We start from the raw sequence: 21,613 nt of genomic DNA on the forward strand, positions 1-21,613 counted from the left end.
CATAACCAAGCAGCGGACTAAAGCACCGCTCTACGTTTTTTTAGCATCAGATAAACACAATAAGTCGCAGCGGCAGCAAGCAGATGCTTCACCGTGTGGCCACTAATCAGCCCATCGCTCAGTGCAAAAATGCGGCTATCATTTAGCTCAAAAATTTTGGCAAGAGCATAAAAAGCCAGGCCATAGATCAGGTAATAGCGGTGTGTGTACTGACTTTTATAAAGTAGTAGAATAAGCGGTATGGCAGCCAAAGTTCCGAATTGAACCAGACCGTAAAAACGCAGGTCTCCCGTGTAGTGCCAATAGACAACACTGGAAATGCCGAGTAATAGACTGGCGAGTAATATGATTTTTTCAAAGCGAAAGGAAATATGCTCGATTAGCAGCGCGACAAACAGGCTCATAAAACAAAGGGTCATCGGCAGGCGATCCCAGACCAGGGTCTGATTATTGGGATTCCAGTGATAATAGCTAGAACCTGCCGCGACCAGAACAAGCCCGATAAAGTAAACTTGCCATGCTAGGGATGTTTCTCCAGGCCTTCTTAGGCAATAAAATAGTCCAGCCAGGCCGATAATCGCAAAGGGTAAATTACTGATAACATCTGCAAAGTTTGGGATAAATAACCATGACAGCTTATCAGCCAGCAGGTGATAACTGGATTTTTGCAGCACCGGTTCGGTGATGAGTAAAGCAATGCTAACCAGAACAATAAAGCCTAGAGAAATGCGGATAAGCCACTGATGCCTGGGGTGATTTGCTAAATTTGCTAGCGTTTTTAGAGTCAGAGGATACATTTTCATAGCCTGTATCTTAAACGATTAAAGCGATAAAGGAACGAGTGAAGGCGAATTTAGATAAAGTGTAGTAGCTCAAACTCGACTTGGTTAGGAGCAGGCAGAAATGAATTTCACTTTCAATCGAGTCTGACCCTTTTGGTTTTCTTTTGGTTTCTTTTGGTTTTCAAGAAAGATCAAATCTAATAGACGGAGTCTTTGGGAAATATTGACTTATAACTCGGAATTTAGTCTTACAGAACTAACAAGCCATTGTGAACGAGTAGTTGACTCTATGAAAAATGGAAAGCTAAGGTTTGCTGCTATTGATATCCCAATAGTTATTTCAGACCTATCCAAGACCCTGTCAAAGTTAGATTCAGAGAATGCATATATATACAATGATTTCTGTAGTGACCTTCAATTAGTGAGAAATGGAAGCGATTTTCTAAAAAAACTGCAATTCGAATTAATTAAATGTCGAGAGTGCGATAAAACCTCTGGTGTTAATCCTGAGTCAATACAACGAGCGATATTAGGGCAGTGTAAAATTCTTGCTACTGATCAAGTCAGGCTGGCAAAAAAAGAAAAGAAACTCCTCATTCATTTGGAATCAAAACTTAGAAAAGGTAGTAAAGGGTCCGAAAAACTAGAAAAGGCTATTGAAGTAGAAGATAAGACCATTGAATCAATTGAAAAAAAAATTTCGGGAAGGCTCGAATAATAAGATAAGGGCTGTTTTATCTCCAGCGAGCCCTAAAAACCACAGGGGGCAGAGTACTGATTGAAAAGCTGAATGTTTCAATGTCTGCACTGGGTTGATGACTGCCTTTGAAAGTTTGACTTGATTGCGATTAGATTTAAACTTGTCAGATCGAATATGATTCAGTATAGATCAACCATTGGGAGTTTTAAGTCTGCGATTAAAAAAGCGCTGGCAGAAAACCAGCGCCTGGAAAAACGCTACTAAAGTTCACCAAAAATAAAGCTGACAGAGGCGCCGATAGACCAGGTGGGCCCTGAGAATCCATTCGATGAATTATAGTCTGGAGTGGCTACATTATAATAACCTTCTATGCGGGTATCGATAGCATTTTCGCCCAGAGCAAATACTTTGCCTATTCCGGCTCCGATTGGCACAGTCCAGCGTTGGTTGGAGGGTAACTCCCAATTGGCAATAACTTCCATATCGGATAACAAATACCAGCCATCTGGTAAGTTATAGTTAATAGTCGGATTGACAATCATTTGACTCACGGTATCTCGACCATCGCTACCAATAACTGACCATATCTGTTGGGCCTGCAGGCTGAGTGTCCAGCTTTCAGGGGTCTGGTAAACAAACATTACTGCCGGTCCCATGCTGAATTTACCGCTACCGAGTTCACGCGATGGTTCATCGGTCGGAAAAACGAATGTTGCGCCTAAACCTAAGGAAATTTCATCGTTAATGGCTGGTGAAATATAACTGGTAAAGAAGGTGTCGGCTAAACCCGCTGCATATCCATCACTTCCACCATGACCATCACCTGTATAAGGTTGTGGTATTCCTCTAATTCCAGTAATGTCACCCGGTGTTCCCATGAAATTTAAGGTCAGCTGGTTAATAATATTCCAGCCATCGAATTTAACTGGCATGATGGGGGCAAAGCTTCCTACATGTACATCACCAGCTGTCGCACCACCATGAAATTTGTATTCAAGCGGTAAGCTAAAATTGGGGCTTAACGGATTTTGTGCCGCTCTTTGCCACTGAGCCAAAGTGGGGGGAATGGCATCGTACGCCAGAGCAGCAAATGATATTAGGGACGTGCAAAAAAACAAGATATAACGCATGGGAGAATTAATCTTGTGCATAGTGACTGTGCGCCAGTGTATTAAAAGTAAATTCATCACCGACCGGTTCAATCTGAAAAATACGGTTGGGCATTTGCGTGTTAAATTTTCTCTCGTGGCCAGATTGATCGCGTTCACGTAAATTAAATGAATTGCAATCGGCAATTAAATGCGAGCCAGATGGAAGTTCAATAGTATCCTGTACCCATTTCACTGGAAAAAGTGGATTGGTGCCGGCAATTGTTTCCAGCAATTGAAAATCACGGTCATAGACACGGGCTTCGCCTTTACGCGAGTTTGCCAGAATATAACCTTTGGAATGTGGGCGGATATGATGCGCACCATTCAGGTTTTCAATCACCAGTTCCAGTTCTAGTGTCTCACGGTCGATACGCGCAACTTTGCCTTGATAAAACAGGATAGTCAGGATTTTGCTGGCATCGTAAGGGTCTACGATGGCTGAATTCAAATGGGTTGTTTGCAAGCGCCCTGGATAGCATAAGTTACGATGATCAATGTCATGATCAATGGTTCGCTCGCCACCGCCATATTTGGTTGAATAACCTTGTTCGGTGCCAAACCATGACCAAATGATTTCACCCTGTAAATCAACTTCCAGAATGGCATCGATACCACTGGAGGTAATTAACAAGCCATCTTTAGTACGTCGTAGAGAACGCAGTTGGGAAAACAAAGGGTGCTTTATTTCCAGATCTATTTCACCCTGATCATTAAGTCTGATTATATGCTCATCCCCAGGAGTGCCATCAATACAGCAAGGTAGACCGGTCAAAAAATATAAGCCTTCTCCCGCTACGTACTCCATGCCAAAAGGTTTAACCGGGTAAATTTCATCGAGTAAACGAAATTTTCCCATGGGTTCAAGCTGTTCCAGTAATTGAATTTTCCCACCAGGAGAACCTGTAAACACATCATTAGATTTATCCTTACCTTTAATAATGCGATTTAAACGAAATTTGGCATAATCCCAATTTGTTTGTGGGTAGGAAATTAAAAAACGCATAAAAAGGATTCTCCGAATATCTGAAATGTTTACTTGACTAATCGAGTAAAAAAGGTGAATTAAGGTATCTGTCAGAGTGTAAGCAGTTCAATTTTTACAACTAGAATACAAAAAAAATCACTGGGTAGAGGGTGATGCTTTAGGGTATAACTAGTTGGGTTGTACTGAAATAATGCCTATACAAAAGGTAACGTCAACCTACTATTATAGCGTAAATTGCTGTTAAGATGAACTGATTCAAAACCTAAGAATCGGTGATACGAAGGAACACGTACCGGAATTCCATGCCGGGCTATAAGAGATTCAAAGGAGTTAAGTCATGTTTTCCATTAAGCATAAATTCACTGTTGTTAGCGTACTTTATATCATGTGTAGCATAGGAGTAGCAGCCGAAATGCAATACTATCCACCCCAAATGCAGGCAGAATTACATGCGGCTTATATTGCCAAAGGTAAAGACTATCACGCGCGTACAATCAATCTTTTAGAGAATGGTCAACCTGCTTATATTAATCAGTTAATTCTTCAGGATTCGCCTTATTTAATTCAGCATGCGCATAATCCGGTGCATTGGCACCCTTGGGGAGAAGAGGCATTTGCTCTAGCCAAGCGCGAAAATAAACCCGTGTTTTTATCCATAGGCTACTCAACTTGCCACTGGTGCCATGTGATGGAGGAAGAAAGCTTTGATAACCCCGCGATTGCAGCGGTATTAAATAAATATTTCATAGCGATTAAAGTGGATAGAGAGCGCAGACCCGATATTGATGCAGTCTATATGCAGGCAGTGACTTTATTAACCGGGCGGGGTGGCTGGCCTATGTCGAGTTTTTTAACGCCGCAAGGTAAAACTTTTGTAGGCGATAGTTATTTTCCGCCGGAAGCGTTTAAAAAATTATTATTGCAGGTTAATGAGGCCTGGCAAAAGCAGCAAACTTTAGTTTTACAACGTGCTGATGAGGTTGCAAAAGCGGTTGCCAGTACTCAGGAAAATAACCAACAAAGTCAGAGCCTGGATAGCGCTTTATTTAAGCAAACAGCAGAAAATTTAATCAGGGTACAAGACCGGGAATATGGTGGTTTCGGTCAGAATATGAAATTTCCTAATGAGCCGCTGTTAATGTATTTGCTGGATGATTATCAGCGCAATGCCAATAAACAATCCCTGGCAACTGTTGAGGCAAGTTTACAGGCGATGGCGCAGGGTGGGATTTATGATCAGGTGGGTGGCGGATTTCATCGTTATGCCACCGACCGGCAGTGGCAGGTTCCGCATTTTGAGAAAATGTTATACAACCAGGCGCAATTAGCGCAAGCCTATTTGCTTGCTTTTCAGCTCACTGGCAAAGCGCAATACGCACGTATAGCTCAGCAAACTTTAGATTATGTTCTCGAGGATATGCGCGCACAAGAGGGTGGTTTTTATTCTGCTACAGATGCAGATAGCAATGGTGTAGAAGGAGAGTTTTTTGTCTGGACACCGGCACAAATTAAAAATGCATTGAATCCTGCGCTAGCGCAAAGAGCAATTGACTTATATGCGGTGACAGAGCAAGGAAATTTTGAGGGGCATAATATTTTACATTTACCTCTTAGTCTGGAAAGTTATGCAGAGAAAAACAAGCTTTCCTTACCTATATTACTTCTAGAAGTGGATCAAATCAGGCAGGAATTAAAGCACAAACGCCAACAACGTATTGCGCCTTTACGTGATGATAAAATTGTCACTGCCTGGAATGCCATGATGATCGAAAGCCTGACTCTGGCTGCTGAAGTATTACAGCAACCTAAGTATCTTATTGCGGCAGAAAAAGCCGCTAACTGGTTATGGCAAAGTAATCGTCAAGCTTCCGGTGAGCTTTGGCGTATCCATTGGCAAGGTAGCTCTTCTGTCAGTGCTAACCAGCAAGACTATGCCTATTTTGCCAGCGCGTTAATTAAATTATATGACCTGACGGGCGATCAGCAATGGCTAGATAAGGCTGAAAACCTAACTCATCTCATGATCAAGCAGTTTTGGGATAATAAGAACTATGGCTTTTTTATGAATAGTGAAGCAGAAACTCAGGCGATGATGCTACGTCCTAAAGATGTTCAGGATAACGCTTCACCCTCTGCAAATGCAGTGGCAGTACACGTTCTGGCGCAACTATCTATGCGTACCGTAAAGCCTGAGTATCCCGATAAGGCAGCGACAGCGCTTGCTGCTTTTTCTGCGAATATAAAAAAACAGCCGACCAGTTATACCCGTTTACTCAGTGCGGCGGCTGAATTGAATAATGCCCAGGTGGGTAGCGTACAATATGCGGCGAAAGGTGCGGTAACGGTTCGCGCTAAACGTACCGGTGACAATCAATTGCTAGTGACTATGCAGCTTAAACCTGGCTGGCATATTAATGCGCAGAACCCTCTGCAAGACTATCTTATTCCCACTAAAATTAGTTTACCCAATAATCAACTTAGCAAAGTGATTTACCCGCCTGCTATATTGAAAAAACTAAGCTTTGGACAGCAAAAATTAGCTCTGTATGAAGACCAGCTAACAATTCAAGCGGGGTTACCCGAGATATTTATAGATAAGCCTTATGTGCATATTCAAGTTCAATTGCAGGCTTGTAATGATCAGCATTGTCTACCACCTGAAACATTAACGCTAGGCGTTCCCAGACCTCTTAGTTGACGCAATCATTTTTTTACCATGAAGGTAATGAAGGGCTTGAAGAGTTATTGAAAGTTGCATAAGTATTCGCAGTATGAAGTTCAGTATGTGGGGAGTAGGCTTTAGCCTACGCTGATATTACTCCGTGTAGGCTAAAGCCTACTCCCCAACACTTAAGCCCTCTCTTGCTGGAGGGTTGGGTGAGGAGGGTAAAATCAAGCATTTATAATCCCCTCATCCCAACCTTCTCCCTCTGGAGAAGGAGTCTATTCTTAAGTCAACAGCATTAATGCCCCAACAGGAGTGCTAGAACTTATGCAGCGATTAAAACTTAAAAAAACCTTCCCGATTTTCTAGGATTATGGGGTATCAAGACCGTAGAAGAGCCAAGGTTTGTTTTCTTCATTATCTTCATGCGCTTCATGGTGAAAATAAGCATTAGTGTGCTATTTAAATGAGTGTTTTTTAGCTCTGGTATAATTGTAAGATTTATTGACGGTAACCACTATGACCAGCGACAGCTTTTCTTCTCTTCCCATTTCTAGCGCGCAAGTGGCTAATCTGAATTCGCTCGGTTATACACAAATGACCGCTATTCAAGCACAAGGCTTGCCTTATGTGTTGCAGGGCAGAGACCTTATAGCCAAGGCAAAAACCGGCAGTGGCAAAACAGCAACTTTTGGTATTGGTTTATTAACGCAGATTAATCCCCGGTTTTTTGGTGTACAGGCACTGGTTTTATGTCCTACGCGAGAACTGGCTGATCAAGTAGGTAAGGAGTTGCGTAAGCTGGCGCGAAGCACGCCGAATATTAAACTGGTTTTACTCTGTGGTGGTAAGCCCTTTGCAGCTCAAAAAGCTTCGCTAGAACATGGTGCACATATAGTGGTGGGTACGCCAGGGCGTATTCAGGATCATTTAAGTCGCGGGACTTTAACGCTAACAGGAGTGCAAGCTTTGGTGCTGGATGAGGCCGATAGAATGATGGACATGGGCTTTATTGATGTGATCAATGAAATCATTGAGCAAACACCTGAGCAACGTCAGACACTCTTGTTTTCGGCAACTTATCCGGCAGCCATTAAAAAGATGTGTGCGGCTATCCTGAATGACCCGGTCACTGTCTCTGTGGAGTCTGAGCATGCAGACAGCGTGATAGAGCAAAGTTTTTTTCAGGTTAAAGAGCCGCAACGTAAGAGTGCATTGCTGAGTTTATTTGAACATTATCAACCCGAGACCAGTGTGGTGTTTTGTCATACCAAAATACAATGCGATGAAGTCGCCCGGTTTCTACATAATCACCAGATCGACGCGTTGGCCATTCACGGTGATCTTGAGCAACGCGAGCGTGATCAGGTACTAGTGCGCTTTGCTAATCGCAGTTGTGCTGTCCTGGTTGCCACTGATGTTGCCGCGCGTGGTCTGGATATTAAATCCTTGCAGGCTGTGATTAACTTTGAACTGCCGCATGATCCGGATATTTATGTACATCGAATCGGTCGTACCGGACGTGCGGGGGAAACGGGCATTGCATTGAGTTTGTTTACTCCACAGGAGCATTTGCGAGTTAAGGGAATTGAAGAAAATCAGCACAAGCCTTGTGTCGTTGTACCGCTGGAAACTTTAAAAGCAACGCGGGGCTTTACCTTACAAGCGCCCATGGTTACCATACAACTGGATTCCGGGCGAAAAAACAAAGTTCGTCCGGGTGATATTTTAGGGGCGCTAACGGGCGACGCTGGTTTGTCCGGCTCGCAGATTGGCAAAATCGATATTTATGATCTATTTAGCTTTGTCGCTGTGGAACTGACGGTAGTTAACAAGGCATTAAAATACTTTCAAAGCGAAAATGGTAAAGTAAAAGGACGCAGTATTCGGGTGCGTAAAATAGCTTAATAATTTAAGGAGTTTTTATGTTTAAAAAAATAAGTACATTAATATTGGCTTTGGTGATTTCAAGCAGTGCTTATGCGGATTTTGTAGGACCAGGCGCTTCTTCATATTTAGTTACTGTTCAGGCAGCTTATGACTTGGAAGATGATGAAACTGTGATTCTAGAGGGCTATTTAGTCAGTAAGGTGCAGAAAGAAGTCTACGTTTTTAAAGATTCAACGGGCGAAATTGATGTAGAGATTGATGATAAAATTCTCAATAATTTTAAAGTAACCCCTGATATGCTTATTAGAATTCGGGGAGAAGTAGATAGGGACTGGTTTTCTATTTTGATTGATGTGGATTCTGTGGAATATATAGCTAACTAAGTTTTTAATCCAGCTAGGCCTAGTTATTTTTGTTTCGGCTATCAATTTCGCTGAGTAGTTACAGATTTTCTTTAACAAGCCCACCTTAAAAGGTGGACTTGTTACTTATGTGCCTGAGCCAGTTCTTGTTTGTTGCCTGATGGGGGGCGTTGTGATAGTTCTAACCTGGCTAGTTCAGCCTGCATCCTCGCAAGTTTATCTGTCTTAGTAGGGTTGCTCGTCATCAATAAGGTTATTTCAGCTTGAAGTCTTCGTTGCAATCTGCTCATTTTCATATCTCCTAAAGTGGCTCATAGTTTATAAGAACCCGGAAATGAAAACTGTGTTTTAGTCTACCCTTTGAGAGAATAATCCTAGAAAAAGCAGTTGAGCGCGAATTTATAGTGCAAGATATTGAATTTATATAATACTTTCAAAAAATTTTAGCTTCACTCATAGGTTAAGCGGACATTTTTTGGAAGTGCGGTGGAATCAAGAGCTTGTGCTAGAAAACGTGAGCAACTGATTTTTCTAGGATAATGCTGTGCTTAAACCTAGAAACAAATAAGCATCCAACTTTGCTGGTCTTTTTGTCCGTCATTTGCACTGTAGCAATCGTTCTGTAGCCAACTATGCGCCTACTGCTACAGCACTAAAGACAAACAAAAACCCTGCCCAAAGATTGGACGCTTATTTATTTCCAGGAGCTTAAACTCAGAACACCTGATCTCGACATAAAGAAATCAAAAGCTTACCGTTTTCACAAGATAATTAGGGGATACTAAAGTGCGTAGGTTGGCGCTGAGTATACGAAGCCCAACATGATATTGCACAGTGATTGTTGGGCTTCGCAAGCTCAGCGCCAACATATCAAGCATTGGCATCAAGTTATTATCCTAGAGTTCAGGTGGTCTGAAACTGTATAACGCTTATGATTGAATTGTCGTTTGACCGATTTTTTCACCCAGTTGAACTTGTTTTCCGGCGGCAAACCCATCTTCCCAGTTCATTACATCATTGCCATAAAGAACAATAATCGTTGAACCCATATTAAAGCGTCCCATTTCTTCGCCGCGTTTTAATTTAGGTGCTTTATTTCTAGTATATTCCCAACTACGCATTTCCTCGGTAGTTGGTGGTGTTACTTCTCCATGCCATACCGTTTCAATACTGGCAACAAAAATAGCACCGACTAAGACTAATGCCATAGGGCCAATTTCGGTATCAAAAATTGCGACCACGCGTTCATTTCTGGCAAATAATCCCGGGACTGAATTTGCAGTTGCAGCATTAACGCTGAATAAGCGCCCGGGTATATGAACCATTTCTTTTAATCTGCCATCTAGTGGCATATGCAGGCGATGATAGTCTTTGGGCGATAAATAAATCGTGGTGAATTTCCCATTTTTAAAGGGCGCTGCGCGTTCTTCATCTCCGCCTAATAAATCAGTGGCTGTGTAGCTTTTACCTTTGGCCTGGATAATATTTCCGTCAGTAATATCTCCAGCCTGACTAACTGTGCCATCAGCAGGACTGGCGATATCGCCAGTAGTATTGGCAATGCTACGTACACCTGCTTTAAGTTCACGAGTGAAAAAATGGTTAAAGCTGGGATAGGCATTGATATCGGAATCTATTGCTTCATCCATATTAACCCCGTAGTGACGGGCTATCTGCTTAATAAACAGATTCTTCCAGGTTTTGTTTCTGCTGTGGGTTAGCTGGCGCATCATTCTTGATAGAGGATGATGCGGTAATATGTACTGGGGTAGGGTAGTCAGGCTTTCTTTAAAAGTCATGATGGTGATTTGGTTTATAGCTTGATTAACAGTCTTCTAACTGTAAAGCGTGGTTTCAGCCCGCATTGCATGGTTGATTTAATGCGGGGGTGAAGTCATGTGCTGCGTGTATCTTTGCAAGAATTGTCTGGATTTTTCTAGGATTATGGCAGCTGCACTAACTCAGGTGCCTGCCAGCCAGGGTTGCGATGCTCGACAATCACTGAGGTATAAACACCACCACGTACATTAAAGTCAGCGCGAACGCGCATAAAATTGGGTTGCACGACTTTAACAATATCGTCCAGAATTTCATTAGTAACAGCTTCATGAAAAGCGCCGCGATCACGAAAAGTCCACAAATAAAGCTTTAAGGCTTTTAATTCTATACACAATTTATCTGGTACATATTCAATGGTGATTTCGGCAAAATCAGGCTGGCCTGTTAATGGGCAAAGGCAGGTGAATTCCGGTGTATCTATGCGGATAGTAAAATCACGGCCGGGTTGCGGGTTATCGAATGCTTGTAAATCTTTACTGGGTTTTGTAGCCATAATCCCGTACGGGTAAGTATTATTTAGCCTGATACATTATGTTGCATAAAGTATAATGGCCGTTTATTTTAAAAACAGGTCATTTTACCAGTAATGAAGCTGGAAAAAATTAAACTTTCAGGTTTTAAATCATTTGTCGATCCCACGACAATTCCTATTAAAGGCAACTTAGTCAGTGTGGTTGGGCCAAATGGCTGTGGCAAATCAAATATTATTGATGCCGTACGCTGGGTGATGGGTGAAAGCTCCGCTAAGCATTTGCGTGGCGGTAGTATGGCGGATGTTATTTTTAATGGATCTTCAGGGCGCAAGCCTGTCAATACAGCAACGGTTGAGCTGATTTTTGATAATTCTGACGGTCGCGCGGGCGGTGAGTTTGCCAAATATAATACCTTGGCGATTAAACGCCAGATCAGCAGGGATGGTCAGTCGATTTATTTCTTCAACGGCACTAAATGTCGGCGTAAAGATATTACAGATTTATTTTTAGGTACCGGTTTGGGCGCGCGTAGTTATGCGATTATTGAGCAAGGAACTATTTCCAGGATAGTGGAGGCAAAGCCGGATGAATTACGCATACATATAGAAGAGGCCGCCGGTGTCTCCAAATATAAAGAACGGCGTAATGAAACAGAAATGCGTATCCGTCATTCGCGTGAAAATCTGGAGCGCCTCGATGATGTACGTGAAGAGGTTGAAAAACAGCTTAATCATCTACACAAGCAAGCAGAAAAAGCAGAAAAATACACGACTCTAAAAACGCAGGAACGAGAATTTAAGCTTGAATTATTAGCTATGCGCTGGCGTGCCCATCAGCAAACTGCCGAGCAACTGGAAGTTAAATTGCAGGATGCAGCCACCGCGCATAACCAATTATTTATGGAGCGCAAAGAGCTAGAGCTATCACTAGAACAAAAGCGGGTTGCGCATAAGACTCAGCAACAAGCTGTGGACACGCAGCAAGGTGAATATTATCATGTGGTTGCTGAAGTGAGTCGTCTGGATCAAATCATCAAGCATAATGAACAATCGCATGAGGAAACTGAATTAGAATTGACTCGTCTGCGAGAGCAAGCTGAACACCTGCAGGGAACTTTAGACGAAGACTTGTTGCAACTAGATGAAATCAGAGAATCTTTAATGGAAACAGAAGAGTCTTTGCTGGTTGCGCAGGAACGAGAAGATGAGTTACTAGAAATACAACGTGCAGCGCAGGAACAACGCCTAGCCTGGCAGCAGGAATGGGAGGCGTATAAAAACCAGCATGCAAATTACCGCGAACAGGCAGAAGTTAAACGCATGCAGATTGCGCAACTGGAAAACCAGACTTTTCAGATGCAGAGCCGCTTACAGCGCTTGCAAGGCGAGCATGATGATTTGAATGAAAAGGGCTTGCAGGAAGAAATTGAGAGTCTGGATCAGTCGATTAAGCTAATTGAAGAGCAACGAGATCAGCTGCAAATTGAACTTGATAGCGTATATTTATCGATTACTGAATTAAGGCGGCAAATAAAGCAATACCACGACATCTTGCACCGCGACCGTTCTGAGTTGCAAACCATTAAAGGTAAGGTGACTTCACTAGAGCTGTTGCAGCAACATGCAATGGGTAAAGATAATCAAAAGTTAACGCACTGGCTAGACCGTATGGCATTAACTGATAATCAACGTCTGGCTGAATTTATCGATGTAGAATCGGGCTGGGATGGTGCAGTAGAAACAGTTTTAGGCACTTATTTGGAAGCTGTGTGTATCGATAATGCTGACCAATTGATTAATGAATTGTCCTCACTCAGTGATGAATCAATTACTTTATTTGAAACACAGCACCCTTTACAAGAGCCCTCAGCTAATGACCTGGTGCGCCTAATAGATAAGATTAAAACCCCGTGGAATTTACATGGTTTACTATCGGGCATATATTGTGCTGATAATTCAGCACAAGCCCGGCAGATAGTGGGTCAGTTAAAGCCCTATGAGTCGGTGATAACCACGCAAGGCACCTGGATGGGTTATGGCTGGGTGAAAGTGACACATGATCATGATGCAAAGTCGGGTGTTTTACAGCGAGAAAAAGAATTACGCGTGTTAAAAGAAGAGCAGATAGAATTACAGGCGCGGGTCGTTGTGACTGAAGATCAGTTGGAAACGGCTGAAGATTATTTAAAGGAAGGTGAAAGTCGGCGCGAAGAGTGTCAGCAAAAATATAAGTCCGTCAGTCAGGAATTATCTATAAAAAGCTCTGAGTTTAGTGCGCATTCTGCACGTGTGGAAGAGCAACAACAGCGGCTAACACAAGTAATGAATGAAATGACTGATATTAACCGCGAATTGCGTGATAATACAGAGACGCGTGAAGAAGCGGCAATGATTAAAGAGCAGGCGGAAGATGCAATGCAGGCGCTTGAAGAAGTCAGGTTGCAATTAGAGCAAAATAGCGATAGCCTGCAAACTCAAAGCGAGCAAAGCGATAGGCAAGTAAATGAGAGTCGCCAGCAAGTTCATGCTTTGCAGGCTAAAATTGCCAGCTTGAAATCATCCGATGCTTCAACCGCAAAACAGATCGAGCGTTTACAGCAACAAAGTGAACATGCTCAGGAGCGGATAGTTGAACTGAATAAAAAGTTGCATTCAACATTAGAGCCAATGGATGGTGAGCGTGATCAATTGGAAAAGTTACGCCTGGATAAAGATACATTAGAGCTGGAATTAAAGCGGGTTCGTGAACAACAAGAAGCTTTAGAATCTGAAATCACTGAATCTTCTGAGCAATATGCAGCAGTACAACAGCATCTAGAAAAGAAAAAAGAATTGCTGGATAGCATTCGTTTTGAGCAGCAGGAAAGCCAGGTACGTCAGCAAACCGTTACCGAGCAATTAGACGAGTTAGAGGCAGATGCAGAGAAGATTCTACAAACCATCGCTGCTCATGCGGATGAGTCAACATGGAAAATCAAAGTAGATGATTTAGCGCGACAGATCGATCGATTAGGCACGATCAATTTAACTGCGATAGAAGAATATAAAGCGCAATTTGAGAGGATGAATTTTCTAAATGAACAAAATGCGGATTTATTAGAAGCATTGCAGACTTTAGAGCAAGCAATCGCTAAAATTGATGAAGAAAGCCGGCAGAGATTTAAGCAGACTTTTGATAAAATAAACACCGGTTTGCAGACCAAGTTTCCTAAGCTGTTTGGTGGTGGCAAAGCTTATCTATCATTAACCGATGATGATTTGCTGGAAAGTGGCGTAAATATTATTGCCCAGCCTCCCGGTAAGCGGAATAGCTCCATCCACTTGTTGTCGGGTGGTGAAAAAGCATTAACCGCAGTGGCACTGGTTTTTTCTATTTTCGATCTCAATCCAGCACCTTTCTGTTTGCTGGATGAGGTAGATGCGCCTCTGGATGAGGCGAATGTAAGGCGTTTTTCCGAGATGGTGGAGGAAATGTCAGCGAGCGTACAATTTTTATATATTTCACATAATAAAGTGACGATGGAAATTGCGCAGCAATTAGCAGGTGTTACCATGAAAGAACCCGGTGTTTCTCGGATGGTAGCGGTGGATATTCAAGAAGCAGTAGCAATGGCAGAGAGTTAAATATGGATAAAGATTTATTGAGAATAGTTATTATCGCGGTCGGTGCCGTGGTTATATTAGGCATGATTATATGGGGCATGTTTAGTGACGGATCAAAACGTAAAAAAATCAATTTTTATGATAATCATGATCCCCTGGAAAATATCGACCCAAGCCTGGTTGTGAGTACCGAAGATGATGATTTTGATATTGTCCCGATAAGCACGGGAGAGAATAATGAGCCGCAGGTAACAACTCGCTTAAATACTGAATATATCCAGGAAGTACAGCAGACTGACGTGACTGCAAGTGAGCACCATGCTGTTGCAGCCAAACCAGCTACAAAACAACCATTACCTAGCTTATTACAGTTGAGTATCGTTGCTAAATCTGCACCGGGATTTTCTGGAATTCAATTGTTAGACGCTCTGGAAGATGTGGGCTTGGTATATGGAAGTGTGCAGGTTTTTGAAAAGCTGGATGATTTAAACCAGGTTGATTATGCGGTTGCCAGCATGGCCGAACCAGGTACTTTTCCTGAGGATGGTTGGGAAAATTATGTATGTCCGGGAATCACATTTTTTCTGCAGCCCAGAGAAGTAGAAGACGCAGCTCAGGTGTTCGATGAAATGATTGTCACTATCGGTGAATTATCAGCGGTACTTAAGGGTGATGTTTTAGATCAAAACCAGCAGGGTTTGACAGAAGACACTTTACAGAAGATTAAAGTTAGTCTGGGCTAGAACAGCATCGTGCTGTACTCGTCTTTATTTTCCTATTCTGTGACTGTAAGGAGCGAGAAGAAATCAGTGTTGCTTATCGCCCAAATAAGACCTGATTGTAATAGGTTAGCGTAACCCGCATGTTGTTACGTAATGCGGGTTTTGAAATAGACTGAATTTACAAGTAATCAGGATGTCTATGCTTCGTGCGGTCACGACTGCGGTTATATAGTGAGCTGATTTTTGTCGATAGCAAAGCCTGCCCCGTACTTGATACGGGGGCGCTGAAACTGGCGCATAGCTATTGGCAAAAAATCAGCCGCTAGAAATCCGCAGTCGTGACCGCGCGAAGTATATGTAAACCGAATAGCTGACCAAGGCCTCGGCCATGAATACAATCGGGTTGTTTGAACGCGTTAGCCAAATACCTATTCCGAATAGTTTCCTAGCTTATAGAAACAGATGTCAAGTACTGAAGCCTTATTAAAAAAATTCACAAAACTCCCAGTTGCAGAGCAACAAATTTTATTATCACTTTCGGTTTTGTTTGCACCGGTAGGTCAGACACGATTACAAGAGATATTACGTGCATTAAACTGTGTAGAGCCTAGAGTTTATAAACAAATTGCCAAGCCGTTAAGAGAGAAACTGGTCGGGCTGGGGTTAATCGAAGCGAATCCACATGGCTGGCGCTGTGCCACGGGCGGCATTAGTGAAGTGTTAATGCGCATAGCATTAGATGAATATCCGGACATATTTGCCAAATTAGCCAAATTTAGTCTGGCTAGTAGAGAGTATGTGCCGCATCCGTTGCAATTGATTGATAAGGTTAGACGCTTGCGATTTTTTCTTTATCTTAAAGATATTGAGCAGTTTAAAAAATGCTTTCAGGAAATAGAACATGAGTTTCCTAAAGAATCAATGTCAGCACTGGTATTGCTTTTTTTCGTCCCTTTTGACCAAGTCTGGTTTGCATCAATAAAAAAAGGTTTTCAAGAGTTTGCCTTATCTCACTATGCTGAATATGAATTTCTAGGCCTACAGGATATGAGTCTTCCTCTACAGGTCTTAGAGGAGGGTATTCAGCTAGATGGTACAAGTGATAGTGCGACTCTGCAGTTATTTGCAGAATATAAAATGCTTCTGGGTCAATATGACCAGCAGATAGAAAGCCTGATTACACAGGACTATTCGGCGCGTGGCTTAACACTTAGAGCGACGCTATACTTTTTAGACAATCACAATGATGCTGCGCTGGAATTATATGCGTCTGCTGTACAGCAATTAAAAAAACAAACGCGTAAACGCAATGTCTATTTGCCAGGCATACATGGTTATTTTTTTAATCTAGCTTTACTCAAGAATAATCAGCCTGAAAACCTAAGTTATTTAAAAAAGCAATTAGCATTGATCGTTAAGTCCAAAGAAAATGATTATTTTCAAGATACTCAGATTCGCTTGCAGCAAGGTATAAATGTTATTCAGGGTCAGCAAAAAAGCTTAACGTATAAACCTATATTTTTTCAGCAATCAGTTAATCCTTACGAAATACTATTTTATAGCCTGATTTTACATTGGTGTGATTTGCTTTCTCTTAGCGTGGACGCTGATAAAAAGTTTTTAGATAAATTAACAAAATTTTGTTTTCAGGCAGAGAAAGTCGGCGCATTATTTTATGCTGCAGTGGGTGCAACCCTGCTGCATAAGCTTGGGTCTACAGATAGTAAAATTAAACGATTGGCAGTTAAGTATAATAAATCACCCTGTATCCATATGATTGATTTAGTGCCACGTGTGGAAAAATGGGAAAGAGCCTTACAAGCCTTGACTCAAATTAATACTCCAGATACTGATGCCAACTTAAACGCAGTTTATGACGAATCACGTATGGTCTGGATATTAACGCTTAATGGTAACTTTGCAGAATTAGAACCGCGTGAACAAAAAATCGGTAAATCAGGCCGCTGGACTAAAGGTCGTCCTATCGCTTTAAAAAGGTTGCTGCATGAGCGGGATACTTTTGAATATTTAACTGATCAGGATAATCGTATTTGTAATCAGATTGAAGTTGAATATGAACAAAGCTATTACGGTTATGGGCGCACAGAATATTATTCTGTAGGAAATAATGCGCTTATTGAAGCGATAGGGCATCCTCATGTTTATTGGGCGAGTGCGGATAAATATGATACCCCAATCACAATCACTAAAGCAGAGCCACAATTACTTGTGACCAGTAAAGCAAGAAGCTTATTGATTTCCTTATATCCAGTGATAAATGAGGAAACATTAATTGCTCAAAAAACAGCAGATAATGAGTTAAAGATCTATCAAATCAGTTCACAGCACCGTCAGGTCGCTGAAATATTAGGTAAAAAGGGCTTAACTGTCCCTCTTAAGGCGAAGCAGCAAGTGATTGATTCAATAACGGCTATTGCATCTACGCTGACAGTGCAATCAGATATTGGTATAGGAGCACTCGCGCAGAATATCGAAAGTGTTGATGCCGATGCCCGTTTACACGTACATCTTCAGCCAGTGGGTGAGGGCTTGCAAATTGAAGTCTTTATCCAGCCCTTTACGGATGCAGGTCCTATTTATAAACCCGCAACGGGAGGGACAACCGTTTTAGCTGAAATTGAGGGTAAACAAGTACAAACGACGCGTGATTTTGCAGTCGAAACACAACATTTAGATCAACTGCAAGAGCACTGCCCTGAACTTTATCAAACAAAAGACTATAAATGGACCTTAGATGACCCTGAAATGGCACTGGAAGCACTATTACAAATACAGTCTATGGCTGAGTTTGTGGTTATGGAATGGCCTAAGGGGAAGAAAATTAAAGTCAGTCGTGAAGCGGGACTACAACAGGTGCATTTTTCAGTACGTAAAGAAAAAGACTGGTTTAGTGTCGAAGGCGAAGTGCAGATCGATGACGAGCAAGTCTACGATATGCAACGCTTGATCAATTTATTACAGGCAACTTCAGGGCGATTTTTAAAACTGCAAGATGGGCAATTTATTGCACTGACCAACGAATTGCGCCAGCGTTTAGATGATGTCGCGGGTTTAGGCGAGCAAAAAGGCAATAAGTTACACTTCCATGCGCTAGCCGCACCGGCCTTAAATGAAGCAATGGAAGGCATGGATGTTAAAGCAGGCAAGCAATGGAAAGATCAGCTTAAAAAACTGGAGTCTATGGCAGAATTAGAGCCTGAACTCCCCTCTACTTTGCAAGGAGAGTTAAGAGACTATCAGCTGGAAGGCTATCAATGGATGGCGCGTTTGGCACATTGGGGTGCAGGTGCCTGTTTGGCGGATGATATGGGCCTAGGTAAAACCATACAGGCACTTAGTTTAATTCTCTCGCGTGCAACTCAGGGGCCGACGCTGATATTAGCGCCGACCTCAGTCTGTATGAACTGGTTAGAAGAAGCGGAGCATTTTGCCCCGACCTTAAATGTGCAGCAGTTTGGCAGCGGTAATCGACAAAAGATTATTGCCGACGCGGCTGCATTTGATGTCATTGTGTGTAGTTATGGTTTACTGCAATCCGAAGCAGATTTATTGATAGATAAACATTGGAACACCATTGTTGCCGATGAAGCCCAAGCGATAAAAAATGGCTTAACCAAACGTTCAAAAGCAGCAATGGCATTGCAGGGCGATTTTAAATTAATCACAACAGGGACACCTATTGAAAACCACCTAGGTGAACTATGGAATTTATTTAATTTTATAAACCCTGGATTGTTAGGTTCTCTGAAAAAATTTAATGAACGTTACGCCCAGGCGATAGAAAACAATAAGGATCATGGCGCTCAGCAACGCTTAAAAAAGTTACTTAGACCGTTTATTCTCCGCCGGCTTAAAAACGATGTGCTAAAAGAATTACCGGCTAAAACAGAAATAACTATCCATGTAGAACTAAGCCCAGAAGAACGCACTTTTTACGAAGCCATGCGTCGCAATGCGGTAGCAGCCATGCAGTCTTCAGAAGAGCAAGGTCAGCAGGCAGGACAGCAGCACCTTAAAGTGTTAGCGGAGATTATGAAATTACGCCGCGCTTGTTGTCACCCTAAACTAGTGATGCAAGACAGCCCTTTGAGTAGCGCTAAGTTGCAGGCCTTTGAAGAATTGGTGGACGAACTGATTTCTAACCGCCATAAGGCTCTGGTGTTTAGTCAGTTTGTTGGACATTTGGCGATAATAAAAGAGCTATTAGATAGCAAAGGCATCTCGTATCAATATCTGGATGGTAGCACTCCTATTGCCAAGCGCAAAAAAGCCGTCAATGCATTTCAGGCGGGTGAAGGGGACGTATTTTTAATTAGCTTAAAAGCCGGTGGTTCGGGATTAAATTTAACCGCTGCAGATTATGTGATTCATATGGATCCCTGGTGGAATCCTGCGGTTGAAGATCAGGCCTCGGATAGAGCGCATCGTATGGGGCAAAAGCGCCCAGTAACCATTTATCGTTTAGTCGCTAAAGATACCATTGAAGATAAAATCGTCGATTTACACGCGCATAAACGTGATTTAGCGAGTAGCTTATTAGAAGGCGGCGAAGTTAGTGGTAAGATGTCGGTTAATGAAATGATGTCGTTGATACGGGAAGTTGAAGATTAGGAAAATGTGTGATATAGAGCGGTATGTTAAATAGATTAACGATTAAAGGCTTTAAATCAATTAAGTCATTAGAAAGGTTTAAGCTGAATAAGCTTAATGTGCTTATTGGTGGAAATGGAGCAGGTAAAAGTAACTTTATAGAGTTTTTTCGGCTCATTTCGGCAATGATGAAGCCTGATGGCTTGAAGCAATTTATTGCGGGTAATGCCGATATTTATTTATTTGGCGGGGCTAAAGAGACGCAGCACATTAGCATAAAAATGGAATTTGGCGAAAATGGGTATGATTTTGAATTAGCTCCAACGGAACAAGGTTTTTTTCTAATTAATAATGAAAAAAAACATTATTTAACTTTAGGTACTTTTAAAGTTTTAGGTAGTGGTAACTTTAATCCTAAGTTATTAAAATATAGTGATGAAATAGAAAATATGAAAAATGCATCAGGGGTAACCTATGATGCACTTTGTGCATTGAAGATTTATCATTTTCACGATACGACCGAACAAGCAGGAATGCGACGCTTTCATGATATGGGGCATAATGAAGTTCTGTTGACAGATGCGGCTAATATTGCCCCCTTTTTATTTCATTTGGCAGAAAATAATCCCGAGGTATACCAAGCTATTAGAGAAACAATTAGCCTGGTTATTCCCTTTTTTGACGATTTTATCTTAAGCCCTAATAAGGATGAAAATATACGCTTAAACTGGCGACAAAAAGGCTTAAGTGATTACCCAATGCGCCCAACTCAATTATCAGATGGCGCAATTCGTTTTATTTGTTTAGCAACGACTTTATTGCAACCTAAGCCGCCTTCAATTATTGTGATTGATGAGCCAGAATTAGGCTTGCACCCTTATGCAATTGAAATTTTGGCTGAACTTATTCAATCAGCCTCTAAGCGTATGCAGGTGATTATTTCAACGCAATCACCAGCGCTAGTGGATTGTTTTCAGCTAGAAGATATTATTGTTGTTAATCGAGTTGATGGCGCGTCTGATTTTAAACGCTTGCAGAAAAATGAGCTTTCAAGCTGGTTAGAGGATTATTCTTTGGGTGATCTTTGGCGAAAAAATATTATTTCAGCTAGTCCTGATCATGAGTAATATAGAGGTTTATATTGTTGTTGAAGGGCAAACAGAGCAAACATTTGTACGAGATGTTTTAGCGCCTTATATGGCTGTTCAAGGTATTTATCTTATTGCAATACGTATTGGCATTGCTGGGCATAAAGGCGGAAACGTTAAATTTGAACGTGCTCATAAAGATATTGAACGGCTTATACAGCAACGCTCAGATACTTATATTTCCACTATGTTTGATTATTTTCGTATTGATAGTAACTGGCCAGGGCAAGAGCTCATTAATACGAAAATTAAAGCGGGTATAACACTTTCTGGCATAGATAAAGCAGGCATTTTAGAAGTGGCAACATTAACTAAAATGACAGCATTGCTTTCTGAGGATAGTATAGCAAAGAGATTTATCCCTTATATAGAAATGCATGAATTTGAAGCGCTATTATTTAGTGATGTAACTGTTTTGGCAGAGAAAATAAATGTGCCCATTAATCAAATTCAATCGGTTCTTGCGAATTATAATAGTCCTGAAGAAATTAATAGTGATCCCTTAAAAGCCCCATCAAAACGACTGGAAAAATTGATGATAGGCTATAAAAAAGTGATTATGGGTAAGGTCATTTCAGAGTCTATAGGCATTACGAGAATACGCCAACAATGTTTGCATTTTGATAGTTGGCTACAAAGATTAGAGAAATTAACGGAATAAAATATCTAAAAAATAAAGTTAG

14 protein-coding genes are annotated in these 21,613 nt (G+C 41.7%); 9 read left to right on the plus strand and 5 right to left on the minus strand.

Going from position 1 to position 21,613, the window contains the following annotated elements:
• Nucleotides 1–17: 17 nt before the first annotated feature.
• Nucleotides 18–674, minus strand: a complete 657-nt coding sequence (locus ACQY3F_RS22865; RefSeq protein ID WP_428357456.1) for a ceramidase domain-containing protein — start codon at nt 672–674, stop codon at nt 18–20.
• A 397-nt stretch (nt 675–1,071) separates the two neighbouring features.
• Here ACQY3F_RS22865 and ACQY3F_RS22870 point away from each other — a divergent pair, with 397 nt between their 5' ends.
• The gene (locus ACQY3F_RS22870; protein ID WP_428357458.1) at nt 1,072–1,500 is read left to right on the plus strand and encodes a hypothetical protein; all 429 of its coding nucleotides are present in this window, start codon (nt 1,072–1,074) and stop codon (nt 1,498–1,500) included.
• A gap of 242 nt (nt 1,501–1,742) precedes the next feature.
• Here the strand turns inward: ACQY3F_RS22870 and ACQY3F_RS22875 are convergent, their stop codons facing one another.
• Complete coding sequence (locus ACQY3F_RS22875; protein ID WP_428357459.1) at nt 1,743–2,633, minus strand: transporter; 891 nt, start codon at nt 2,631–2,633, stop codon at nt 1,743–1,745.
• Nucleotides 2,620–3,636 carry an RHS repeat protein gene (locus ACQY3F_RS22880; protein ID WP_428357460.1) on the minus strand — a complete coding sequence of 339 codons (1,017 nt, stop codon included), beginning with the start codon at nt 3,634–3,636 and terminating at the stop codon, nt 2,620–2,622. Before ACQY3F_RS22880 ends, ACQY3F_RS22875 begins: the two co-directional genes overlap by 14 nt.
• A gap of 319 nt (nt 3,637–3,955) precedes the next feature.
• Between ACQY3F_RS22880 and ACQY3F_RS22885 the strand changes: the two genes are divergently transcribed.
• The 3 genes from ACQY3F_RS22885 to ACQY3F_RS22895 all read left to right on the plus strand — a co-directional run bounded on the left by ACQY3F_RS22885 (nt 3,956) and on the right by ACQY3F_RS22895 (nt 8,556).
• The gene (locus tag ACQY3F_RS22885; RefSeq protein WP_428357462.1) at nt 3,956–6,316 is read left to right on the plus strand and encodes a DUF255 domain-containing protein; all 2,361 of its coding nucleotides are present in this window, start codon (nt 3,956–3,958) and stop codon (nt 6,314–6,316) included.
• Between the two features lie 486 nt (nt 6,317–6,802).
• Nucleotides 6,803–8,191, plus strand: coding sequence for an ATP-dependent RNA helicase DbpA (gene dbpA / locus ACQY3F_RS22890; protein WP_428357464.1), 1,389 nt, complete (start codon nt 6,803–6,805; stop codon nt 8,189–8,191).
• Nucleotides 8,192–8,208: 17 nt separating this feature from the next.
• A complete protein-coding gene (locus ACQY3F_RS22895; RefSeq protein ID WP_428357465.1) occupies nt 8,209–8,556 on the plus strand; it encodes a YgiW/YdeI family stress tolerance OB fold protein in 348 nt (115 codons plus the stop codon).
• A gap of 908 nt (nt 8,557–9,464) precedes the next feature.
• Here ACQY3F_RS22895 and asd read toward each other — a convergent pair.
• Nucleotides 9,465–10,334, minus strand: a complete 870-nt coding sequence (gene asd / locus ACQY3F_RS22900) for an archaetidylserine decarboxylase (RefSeq protein ID WP_428357467.1) — start codon at nt 10,332–10,334, stop codon at nt 9,465–9,467.
• 143 nt (nt 10,335–10,477) lie between these two features.
• A complete protein-coding gene (gene queF, locus ACQY3F_RS22905; RefSeq protein ID WP_428357468.1) occupies nt 10,478–10,867 on the minus strand; it encodes a preQ(1) synthase in 390 nt (129 codons plus the stop codon).
• Nucleotides 10,868–10,960: 93 nt separating this feature from the next.
• Here queF and smc point away from each other — a divergent pair, with 93 nt between their 5' ends.
• From smc to ACQY3F_RS22930, 5 genes are all read left to right on the plus strand, one after another.
• A complete protein-coding gene (smc, locus tag ACQY3F_RS22910) occupies nt 10,961–14,470 on the plus strand; it encodes a chromosome segregation protein SMC (RefSeq protein WP_428357470.1) in 3,510 nt (1,169 codons plus the stop codon).
• Nucleotides 14,471–14,472: 2 nt separating this feature from the next.
• A complete protein-coding gene (locus ACQY3F_RS22915) occupies nt 14,473–15,192 on the plus strand; it encodes a cell division protein ZipA C-terminal FtsZ-binding domain-containing protein (RefSeq protein ID WP_428357472.1) in 720 nt (239 codons plus the stop codon).
• Nucleotides 15,193–15,633: 441 nt separating this feature from the next.
• Nucleotides 15,634–19,803: a DEAD/DEAH box helicase gene (locus ACQY3F_RS22920; protein WP_428357473.1), complete on the plus strand. Its 4,170-nt coding sequence runs from the start codon at nt 15,634–15,636 to the stop codon at nt 19,801–19,803.
• A gap of 23 nt (nt 19,804–19,826) precedes the next feature.
• Nucleotides 19,827–20,909, plus strand: coding sequence for an AAA family ATPase (locus tag ACQY3F_RS22925; protein WP_428357475.1), 1,083 nt, complete (start codon nt 19,827–19,829; stop codon nt 20,907–20,909).
• Nucleotides 20,902–21,591 carry a DUF4276 family protein gene (locus ACQY3F_RS22930; protein WP_428357477.1) on the plus strand — a complete coding sequence of 230 codons (690 nt, stop codon included), beginning with the start codon at nt 20,902–20,904 and terminating at the stop codon, nt 21,589–21,591. The genes ACQY3F_RS22925 and ACQY3F_RS22930 overlap by 8 nt, the downstream gene beginning before the upstream one ends.
• Nucleotides 21,592–21,613 lie beyond the last annotated feature (22 nt).

The organism is Methyloprofundus sp. (genome assembly GCF_965251085.1).
GTDB lineage: Bacteria > Pseudomonadota > Gammaproteobacteria > Methylococcales > Methylomonadaceae > Methyloprofundus.